This window comes from Butyrivibrio proteoclasticus P6B7 (genome assembly GCF_000622085.1).
Classification (GTDB): Bacteria; Bacillota; Clostridia; order Lachnospirales; family Lachnospiraceae; genus Butyrivibrio; species Butyrivibrio proteoclasticus_A.
Genome location: NZ_JHWL01000036.1, coordinates 18,702 through 27,091 on the forward strand (window position 1 = coordinate 18,702; position 8,390 = coordinate 27,091).

At 41.0% G+C, this 8,390-nt stretch carries 8 protein-coding genes, 6 tRNA genes and 1 rRNA gene; all 15 read right to left on the bottom strand.

Going from position 1 to position 8,390, the window contains the following annotated elements; genetic code table 11:
* Positions 1 to 5: 5 nt before the first annotated feature.
* Positions 6 to 755, bottom strand: a complete 750-nt coding sequence (locus tag T541_RS0115280) for a tRNA1(Val) (adenine(37)-N6)-methyltransferase (RefSeq protein WP_034467509.1) — start codon at positions 753 to 755, stop codon at positions 6 to 8.
* The gene (locus T541_RS0115285) at positions 742 to 1,683 is read right to left on the bottom strand and encodes a PSP1 domain-containing protein (protein ID WP_026653510.1); all 942 of its coding nucleotides are present in this window, start codon (positions 1,681 to 1,683) and stop codon (positions 742 to 744) included. Before T541_RS0115285 ends, T541_RS0115280 begins: the two co-directional genes overlap by 14 nt.
* Positions 1,680 to 2,726 (bottom strand): ATP-binding protein, encoded by a 1,047-nt coding sequence (locus T541_RS0115290; RefSeq protein ID WP_026653511.1) that lies wholly within the window; start codon positions 2,724 to 2,726, stop codon positions 1,680 to 1,682. The genes T541_RS0115285 and T541_RS0115290 overlap by 4 nt, the downstream gene beginning before the upstream one ends.
* Positions 2,727 to 2,757: 31 nt before the next feature.
* Positions 2,758 to 3,198 (bottom strand): YaaR family protein, encoded by a 441-nt coding sequence (locus tag T541_RS0115295; protein WP_026653512.1) that lies wholly within the window; start codon positions 3,196 to 3,198, stop codon positions 2,758 to 2,760.
* A gap of 26 nt (positions 3,199 to 3,224) precedes the next feature.
* Positions 3,225 to 3,815 (bottom strand): guanylate kinase, encoded by a 591-nt coding sequence (locus T541_RS0115300; RefSeq protein WP_026653513.1) that lies wholly within the window; start codon positions 3,813 to 3,815, stop codon positions 3,225 to 3,227.
* Positions 3,816 to 3,824: 9 nt separating this feature from the next.
* Positions 3,825 to 5,234 carry a pyruvate kinase gene (pyk, locus tag T541_RS0115305; RefSeq protein ID WP_026653514.1) on the bottom strand — a complete coding sequence of 470 codons (1,410 nt, stop codon included), beginning with the start codon at positions 5,232 to 5,234 and terminating at the stop codon, positions 3,825 to 3,827.
* Positions 5,216 to 6,634, bottom strand: coding sequence for an aminotransferase class I/II-fold pyridoxal phosphate-dependent enzyme (locus tag T541_RS0115310; RefSeq protein ID WP_026653515.1), 1,419 nt, complete (start codon positions 6,632 to 6,634; stop codon positions 5,216 to 5,218). Before T541_RS0115310 ends, pyk begins: the two co-directional genes overlap by 19 nt.
* Positions 6,627 to 7,220, bottom strand: coding sequence for an HD domain-containing protein (locus tag T541_RS19905; protein WP_026653516.1), 594 nt, complete (start codon positions 7,218 to 7,220; stop codon positions 6,627 to 6,629). The genes T541_RS0115310 and T541_RS19905 overlap by 8 nt, the downstream gene beginning before the upstream one ends.
* 236 nt (positions 7,221 to 7,456) lie before the next feature.
* Positions 7,457 to 7,529, bottom strand: a tRNA-Phe gene (locus T541_RS0115320).
* Positions 7,530 to 7,535: 6 nt separating this feature from the next.
* Positions 7,536 to 7,609: transfer RNA gene (locus T541_RS0115325), tRNA-Met, on the bottom strand.
* 57 nt (positions 7,610 to 7,666) lie between these two features.
* Positions 7,667 to 7,748, bottom strand: a tRNA-Tyr gene (locus tag T541_RS0115330).
* 6 nt (positions 7,749 to 7,754) lie between these two features.
* Positions 7,755 to 7,827: transfer RNA gene (locus T541_RS0115335), tRNA-Thr, on the bottom strand.
* Positions 7,828 to 7,856: 29 nt separating this feature from the next.
* Positions 7,857 to 7,929: transfer RNA gene (locus T541_RS0115340), tRNA-Val, on the bottom strand.
* 32 nt (positions 7,930 to 7,961) lie between these two features.
* A tRNA-Asp gene (locus T541_RS0115345) sits at positions 7,962 to 8,035 on the bottom strand.
* Positions 8,036 to 8,105: 70 nt separating this feature from the next.
* Positions 8,106 to 8,390 (bottom strand): 23S ribosomal RNA (locus tag T541_RS0115350); the annotation flags it as partial.

Consider the following 8,390-nt stretch of genomic DNA (forward strand, 5'->3'; position numbering starts at 1 on the left):
TTTCCTCAATTCTTGTTGTATCCGTAGATTTCATACACTTCATCAGTGTACACGCCCTTGTCCTTATAGATGATAAGCGGGCTCTCCACTGTAAGTCTTGGCTTTCCGCCTCGGCTTCCCTCTATGAGCACCATGTTGGGCTCTTTATCCACGTATGGATAGACCAGTCTCATTCTCTTTGGCTCAAGCTTGTACTTCTCCATGGTGGACATGATCTCCGCCAGCCTGAAGGGTCTGTGCACCATGTAGAACTTCCCGCCAGGCTTAAGCAATTTAGCTGCGGTACTTATAACATCCTCAAGGCTGCAAAGTATCTCATGCCTTGCGATAGCCTTTGGAGCATCCGGATTCTTAAGGCCATGGCTGTTGATCATATATGGAGGATTGCTCGTAACAATATCAAAGGAGGCAGCCTTAAACAATGTGCTTGCCTCCTTAATGTCTCCATTTACAATACTGACCCTCTCTTCAAGATCATTAAGGATAACGCTCCTATTAGCCATCTCTGCACTCTCTGGCTGAATCTCCAATCCCACCAGCTTATCTGCCCCGGTCTTGGCTGCCATAAGAATAGGTATTATCCCGGTTCCGGTCCCAAGATCAAGAACGCTTGCTCCATCCTGAGCATGAGCAAACCCAGATAAAAGAACTGCATCCATACCAAAGCAGAATCGCTCTGGATCCTGAATGATCCTATAACCTTTTATCTGCAGGTCATCAAGTCTTTCTCCTGCTTTAAGATCAATTGTCCCCAAGCTTTGACTTTCCTTCCTGTTTCTCAATCTTCTCGAGCTTTTCAAGCTCTCTCATTTCCTCGTCTTCCTGAGGGTTCTTCTTATTGTTATTGTTGTTATTCTTTTTCTTTTGCTTCTTCTTGATAAATTCAAGTTCATCCAGCTTGTATTCGTGAACTTCTTTCTCGTCGTCCACATCAACAAGGATCTTAACTGTCTGTCTGAGGATGTTTACGCTAGAAACCTCACCTTCAAGACCATCCTTAGCTCTGCAGAAGTCACCAACTCCTGGCATCTTTCTGTTAAGCTCTTCATAAACGTCCTCTTCATTCTTAAGACAGCACATAAGTCTTCCACATACTCCGGAAATCTTTGTTGGATTAAGTGAAAGGCTCTGCTCCTTAGCCATCTTGATAGATACTGGAACGAAGTCTGAAAGGTATGAATGACAGCACAGTGGTCTTCCACAAATGCCGTATCCACCAATTATCTTGGTCTCATCACGAACACCGATCTGTCTAAGCTCGATTCTGGTCTTAAATACTGCTGCCAGATCTTTTACCAATTCTCTAAAGTCTATTCTTCCATCTGCTGTGAAATAGAAGAGAATCTTATTGTTGTCAAAGGTGTACTCTGCATCAATAAGCTTCATTTCAAGATTGTGCTTCTTGATCTTCTCAAGGCAGATCTTGAAAGCCTCTTTTTCTTTTTCCTTATTAGCCTTTTCCTGCTCATCGTCCTTAGTACTTGCTGTTCTAAGAACTGTCTTAAGTGGCTTAACTACCTCGCTGTCATCAACTTCTCTGGGCTCTCCTACAACTGTACCGTACTCAACGCCTCTTGCAGTCTCTACAATTACGTGATCTCCCTTTTTGATAAGGTATGGTCCAGGTGAAAAGAAATATATCTTTCCGGCAGTTCTAAATCTTACGCCGATTACTTTGGTCATAAATTCTCCTTAATTCCTATTAGCATCAGTTCTAATGCTAAATCTATATTCACATTGGAATTTATGCGATTTTTCGCAACTTCCATGTTCTTGATTATACGATCAATTCCTTTATATGAACAATTTTCAGTAACACTTCTAATATACGCTACTTTATCAGTGAAAATCAAGTGATCCTCTTCTTCAGTCGCCTTATAGATAAGCATGTCTCTAAACAAAAAGATCAGTATGTCCAGAAAGTCTTCAAGCATGCCCATATCGATGCCTTTTTTTGCATTTTTCTCATCTTCACTGGCTGGTTCAAGCATTTCATGAAGCCTGTCCATAATGTCATGTATTTCTAAGCTGTTTAATTTGGATATAAGCTCTATTGTGCTGTTTTTGAGATTCTCAAATCTTTCATTAGATGCCAGCTCCAGTGCTTTTCCAACGTTTCCTCTTGCGAAAGATGCGCATAGCATGGCCTTATAATCCACCACGTGGCAATTCTCCATCAGGTGCTTCTTGATGGAATCATCCTTAACGGGCTTCATAGGCAAAACTATACATCTACTGATAATAGTTGGTAAAAATGCGTTGATGTTGCTGGTGAGAATAATTATCGAAATATATGAAGGTGGCTCCTCCAGTGTCTTAAGCAAGGCATTCTGAGCTGCCGGTGTCATTTTCTCGCCCTCTGGTATTATGTAAACCTTATACTTGCTCTCATAGGGCTTAATAGCCACATCATCGCAGAGTTTCTGTCTGATGTCGTCAACACCGATGCTTCCTGGCTTTTCATGAGTGACTGTTATGATGTCCGGATGACTTCCGCTTAATGCCTTTATACATGAAGGACATTCGTTGCAGGCCTCAATATAGCCTTTCTTTTCTTCTCTATGCTCGCACTGAAGCGCCTTGGCAAAGATATTTGCCATGAATTTCTTGCCTGAACCATTCTCTCCGGAAATGATATAGGCATGTGATACTTTATCTGTCACAAGCGCATTTTGCATGTGCTCTTTCATCTGTATCTGATCTATAATATCTGCAAAATCCGCCATTACTTCCCCCGTGTTAATCCCCAAACACTGATCATGTAAAGATATCTAATAATAATCCTTGTATCTGACCTATCTTGGCAAGAATATCAATATTGTTACATTCGTCTTTTACAAGCTCCTGAGCCAGTTCGTCCAGCTCTTTATCCACCTGTCTGATTATTCCATATACTCTGTGCCTTCCCTTCCTGTCCAGGAAATTCTCTCTGGAAAAGGCATGAGATCTGGTAACCACTTCATTCATAAAGTCCTTAATAAGGATACGATATCTCTGCATATCCTTAATATCATTTCTCTTTGAGATCTTGTCACCCTGCTGGATAATTTCCTGCATCATCAGGTTTAATCTCTCAGCAAGGTTCGTATCTTCTAATTTACTTGTAAGGATAAACTTAAAATCACCATTTGCCTCCTGAACCTGTTCGGGAGTTGGCGCCTGAGGAGTAGGATTTATATTATTGATTTTAATATCCATACAATATCCTCCACTGAATCAGCTATCTACCTGCATTCCCTGATATAGGCAGTAATAGAATCGATACAGTCCTCTATCTTACCGTTATTGTTAAATCTTCTTGGAAGCTCTGCTTTTTCCAGCTTATCCTCTGAAAAATCTTCTTCGTCTGCGAGGAATCTTCTGCACATCTCATCATACTTGGGATGCTCCTGCTTCTTTTCCCTCTCCATAGCTCTTTCCAGACGAATTCTGGCGTCCACATCAATGAGAATCGGTATCACATTCTCTTTTCCAAAATAATCTCTTATATAAAAGAAGGACTCTAATGTTCCTATCATTAGATAGTTCCCCGTCTCCAGGTCTATCTGTCCATCATCTACTGTAAAATATCTCCACTCGCCATAATGGGTGTGATAAGTTCTCTCTTCTATGATCTTGCCCACATCTTTATAGCCAATATACTCGCTCTCAGTCTTAAAGAAGTACTGAACGCCATCAATTTCCCCATCTCTCATAGGGCGGGTAGTATAAGGAACCACCTTTTTAAGGTTCAGCTCCTTATCCTTTATGATTGTCTTGTATATTGTGTCTTTTCCCGATGTGCTCTTGCCCATCAAAAGAAATATCTTACCCATCTACTCTTTTTACAGCTCCTCAACTCTGATCATGTTAGTTCTTCCAGGAATTCCCAAAGGTACGCCTGCTGTAAGTACAACCTTGTCACCCTTCTTGAGATATCCTGCATTCTTAGCTGAATTAATTGCCTCTCTAAAGAGCTCATCAGCTGTATCTTCCTGTCTGATATGAAGTGGCGCAACACCCCACATAAGGTTAGCCTGTCTGCAAACTGTAGGATTAATTGTACATGCAATAATCTGGCAGTTAGGCTTGTACATTGATACCATGCTGGCTGTAAATCCTGACATTGTTACAGTAAGGATGGCATCTGCATTTACTTCTGCTGCGATATTACATGTTGCATGAGAAATAGCTGTTGTAGAATCTGTAGGCGCGTAATCTCTTTTCTTAAGTCTTCCTACATAATCAATGTCAGCCTCTGTTCTCTCAGCAATCTTAGCCATTGTTCTTACTGCCTCAACAGGGTAATCACCTGAAGCAGTCTCGCCAGAAAGCATGATAGCTGTTGTTCCATCATAAATAGCGTTGGCAACGTCTGTAACCTCAGCTCTTGTTGGACGTGGATGGTGAATCATTGAATCAAGCATCTGAGTTGCTGTGATAACGTATTTACCAGAAGCCTCAGCCATCTTGATCATTTCCTTCTGAATAACTGGAACTTCCTCAAAAGGAACCTCTACACCCATATCTCCTCTTGCTACCATGATTCCATCAGCAACCTCAAGGATTTCCTTAAGATTATCAATACCCTGAGTGCTCTCGATCTTAGCAATTATCTTCATCTGACTATTCTTGTCCTTAAGGATCTCCCTAATGGCAAGAACATCATCCTTAGTTCTTACAAAAGAAGCAGCTACAAAATCAAATCCCTGCTCGCAGCCAAAAATAATATCTCCTCTGTCCTGCTCGCTAAGATAAGGCATTGTAAGCTTAGCTCCTGGCACGTTAACACCCTTCTTATCAGAAATAGGTCCGCCATTTACAACAGTACATGTAATATCAGTGTCTGTAACTGTATCAACCTTAAGCTCAATAAGTCCATCATCAAGAAGAATGGTCATTCCTGGCTTACAGTCATTAGTAAGCTCTTTGTATGTGATAGAAACCTCTGAGTTACTACCCATAATATCTCTTGATGTAAGAGTAAATCTCTGACCTGTAACAAGCTCAGTCTTGCCGCCCTCGAAATCCTTAAGTCGGATCTCAGGTCCCTTTGTATCAAGCATTACTGCGATTGGCAGATCCATCTCATCACGAAGCTTCTTGATTCTGTCATATTTTCTTTTATGTTCTTCATGGGATCCATGTGAAAAGTTAAAACGAGCTACGTTCATGCCCGCAAGCATGATCTCTCTAAGCTTTTCTTCACTTTCACTTGCTGGTCCTATGGTGCAAATTATTTTTGTTTTACGCATATAAATCCTCTCTTTATTATACCTTGTTTTTCTATTTTCTGAACTCCCTGAAGGTTCAATCCTTCTTGAAGATAACCCTTTAGATTTTCAACAATTTCCTCTGAAAACCTTTCCCCTGGCGCAAGAATCGGAATTCCCGGTGGATACAGATTCACAAATTCTCCCGAAACTCGTCCCACTACTTCCTCTATAAGCACAAGCTCTTTTTCCATATCCCAGCCCTGCGCTATTGAATATACCTTTTCTGGAATGATACAGCATCTATTAGCCCTATCGCTCTTCTTGTAAAAAGAGCTACTTACTCTGGCATCAATCTCACATATTGCCTTTATAAGTCTGTCTATTCCATCCTCGCGATCCCAGCCTGTAATTATAGCAAGTGCATACTTCTCTGCAGCCATTTCAAGCTGGAGCGCATATTCTTCACGAAGTATATCATATATGTTCTGGCCTGTCATTGTGCAAACATCACTACAAATCAGCACCTTAGATGGGTCGTCAATATACTCTTTACCCAAGACCTTTACATTTTGGCAATACTTAGTTTCTTCCTGAATCTTATTGCGGAAATAAACAAGCCTTTCAATAAATTCATCGCCTTTTTCTTCCATTTCCTTAATACATAGATCAATAGAAGACATCAAAACGTAAGATGGACTGCTGGACTGATATATAGACAGACTTCTCTTTACTCTGTTTCTATCCACCAACTCTCCATTAACATGCAAAAGAGCTGTCTGTGTCATTGAAGGTAACGTCTTGTGCAGACTGTGAATAACAATATCCGCTCCCTGAGCTACAGCATTTTCCGGAACAAGCTTACTCAATCCAAAGTGTGCTCCGTGCGCCGCATCGACAATAAGCGGAATTTTCTTTTGATGACAAAGCTCTGCTATAGCCCTAACATCAGCGCACTTGCCCTCATAAGTAGGAGAAGTAATAAAAACAGCGCTAATTGAGTCATCTAGTGCCTCTTTTATATCTTCAGGCCTTGTAGCTGTTGGAATTTCATATTCAGTTTCGAAACTATAAGGAAGATACTTGATATTTAAATTCTTAAGATATGCTGCGTTATAAAGTGATCTGTGACTACCCCTTGAAGCTAAGATTGTATCTCCGTATGATGCCACTGAAGATACAGCGCTTAATACACCAGCTGTGCTTCCGTTAACAACATAGAAGGTTTCATCAGAGCCATAAAGCTTAGCAGCCCTTTTCTGACCTTCCAGAATTATTCCATTTGCAGCATGTAGATTATCAAAATCGTCTATTTCCGTTATATCGCAACGAAAAGCACCCTTTAATGGGGTGCTTTCTAAATTACGTTTATGACCTGGCATGTGGAACGGATACATATCACTATCCGCCAGCCTATCAAGCTCCTGGTATAAATCAGGCATAATTCTCAGCTATCTTTCCTTTCTTGAGCTTAAGTGTCTCTAATGTAGAAGCATACTTATCTGCCATGCAAACAACCCAAGCCTCTCTGCATCTTGGCGGGAATACAGTAAGAGGCCACATATGTTTTTTAATTATATCTTTCTCTCTTTCTGAGAGATTAAAATCATTTGAAGCATTTCTTAAAGCTATACCTGGATGGTAAAATCCATGAAGCTTAGGATGAATATTCTTTGGATCATCTCCTTTATGCCAATCATAAAGGAAATAATCATGTAAAAGAGCTCCTCTTATAAGATCTCTTGGTCTGCACTTTACACCAAGCCACTTATTAATTCTGATAGCACATAAAGCTACATGAATACAATGCTCATATACAGTTACATTTCCATGCTGTATAAAAGTCTTAAGCACTGCAAAACGTTCATCCTCTAAAAGATCCTTACCATATCTTTTAAGCATATCCTTATATTCAGGATTATCTTCAAGTTCATCTAAAAGATCTGGATCAAAAGAGTCTGGATCATAATGCTTAATATCCAGTACCTTCTTAATTGCTTCTTTATCTAACTCAGTAAATCTGTCCATTACACTACTTCCTTAAATAATCTTTTATAAACGGGTTACTCCCAGTACAATTCTAAAGTCAAAATAGGCACAGTAAAATTAATCTTCTTAATAGTACCATAAAAACGGAAAAATAAAATAAAAAACTGCGGAAAACTCTCTAAACTAATAATCTATCAGCATTTATAAATCAAAATAACAGGGAAAAAATGAAAGAAAAGAACAATCATCTGAAAAACATCTAGAAACAAAAAAGATGCCTAGAGTCGGAATCGAACCAACGACACGAGGATTTTCAGTCCTCTGCTCTACCAACTGAGCTATCTAGGCATATAGTAGCGGGAATAGGATTTGAACCTATGACCTTCGGGTTATGAGCCCGACGAGCTTCCAGACTGCTCCACCCCGCGTCATTATGTATTCCAAAAGGAATATTTTTTGATTTATTGTTTTATACAATAAAAAAATGGATGGCGGTGGATTCGAACCACCGAAGCAATTTGCAGCAGATTTACAGTCTGTCCCCTTTGGCCACTCGGGAAGCCATCCATATAGAGCCGATGAGCGGACTCGAACCGTTAACCTGCTGATTACAAATCAGCTGCTCTGCCAATTGAGCCACATCGGCTTACACACGAATTGTGCTAAGAATTAAAATGGGACCTACAGGGCTCGAACCTGTGACCCTCTGCTTGTAAGGCAGATGCTCTCCCAGCTGAGCTAAGATCCCGTTCTAACGTAAGCAAAAAATATGAAGTTGAGCGACCCGAAGGGGGTTCGAACCCCTGACCTCCGCCGTGACAGGGCGGCGCTCTAACCAGCTGAGCCACCGGGCCATTATCTGAAGTATTGTACCTTCAAAACCGAACACTGAATATCTAAATCCTATTTCTATACACCTATCTTTTGGATAAGCCCTCGACCTATTAGTACACATCAGCTGAACACGTTACCGTGCTTACACCTTGTGCCTATCTAACCTCATACTCTCTAAGGGGTCTTACTGCTTGCGCATGGGATATCTCATCTTGAGGGGGGCTTCACGCTTAGATGCCTTCAGCGTTTATCCCTTCCGGACGTGGCTACCCAGCCTTATGCATCTGGCGATGCAGCTGATACACCAGCGGTCCGTCCATCCCGGTCCTCTCGTACTAAGGACAGCTCCTCTCAGATATCCTACGCCCGCGCCGG

Excerpts from the sequence above, each read along its gene's own strand:
- T541_RS0115285 (WP_026653510.1), bottom strand. The coding sequence starts at position 1,683 with ATGACCAAAGTAATCGGCGTAAGATTTAGAACTGCCGGAAAGATATAT.
- T541_RS0115290 (WP_026653511.1), bottom strand. The coding sequence starts at position 2,726 with ATGGCGGATTTTGCAGATATTATAGATCAGATACAGATGAAAGAGCAC.
- T541_RS0115295 (WP_026653512.1), bottom strand. The coding sequence starts at position 3,198 with ATGGATATTAAAATCAATAATATAAATCCTACTCCTCAGGCGCCAACT.
- T541_RS0115300 (WP_026653513.1), bottom strand. The coding sequence starts at position 3,815 with ATGGGTAAGATATTTCTTTTGATGGGCAAGAGCACATCGGGAAAAGAC.
- pyk (WP_026653514.1), bottom strand. The coding sequence starts at position 5,234 with ATGCGTAAAACAAAAATAATTTGCACCATAGGACCAGCAAGTGAAAGT.
- T541_RS0115310 (WP_026653515.1), bottom strand. The coding sequence starts at position 6,634 with ATGCCTGATTTATACCAGGAGCTTGATAGGCTGGCGGATAGTGATATG.
- T541_RS19905 (WP_026653516.1), bottom strand. The coding sequence starts at position 7,220 with ATGGACAGATTTACTGAGTTAGATAAAGAAGCAATTAAGAAGGTACTG.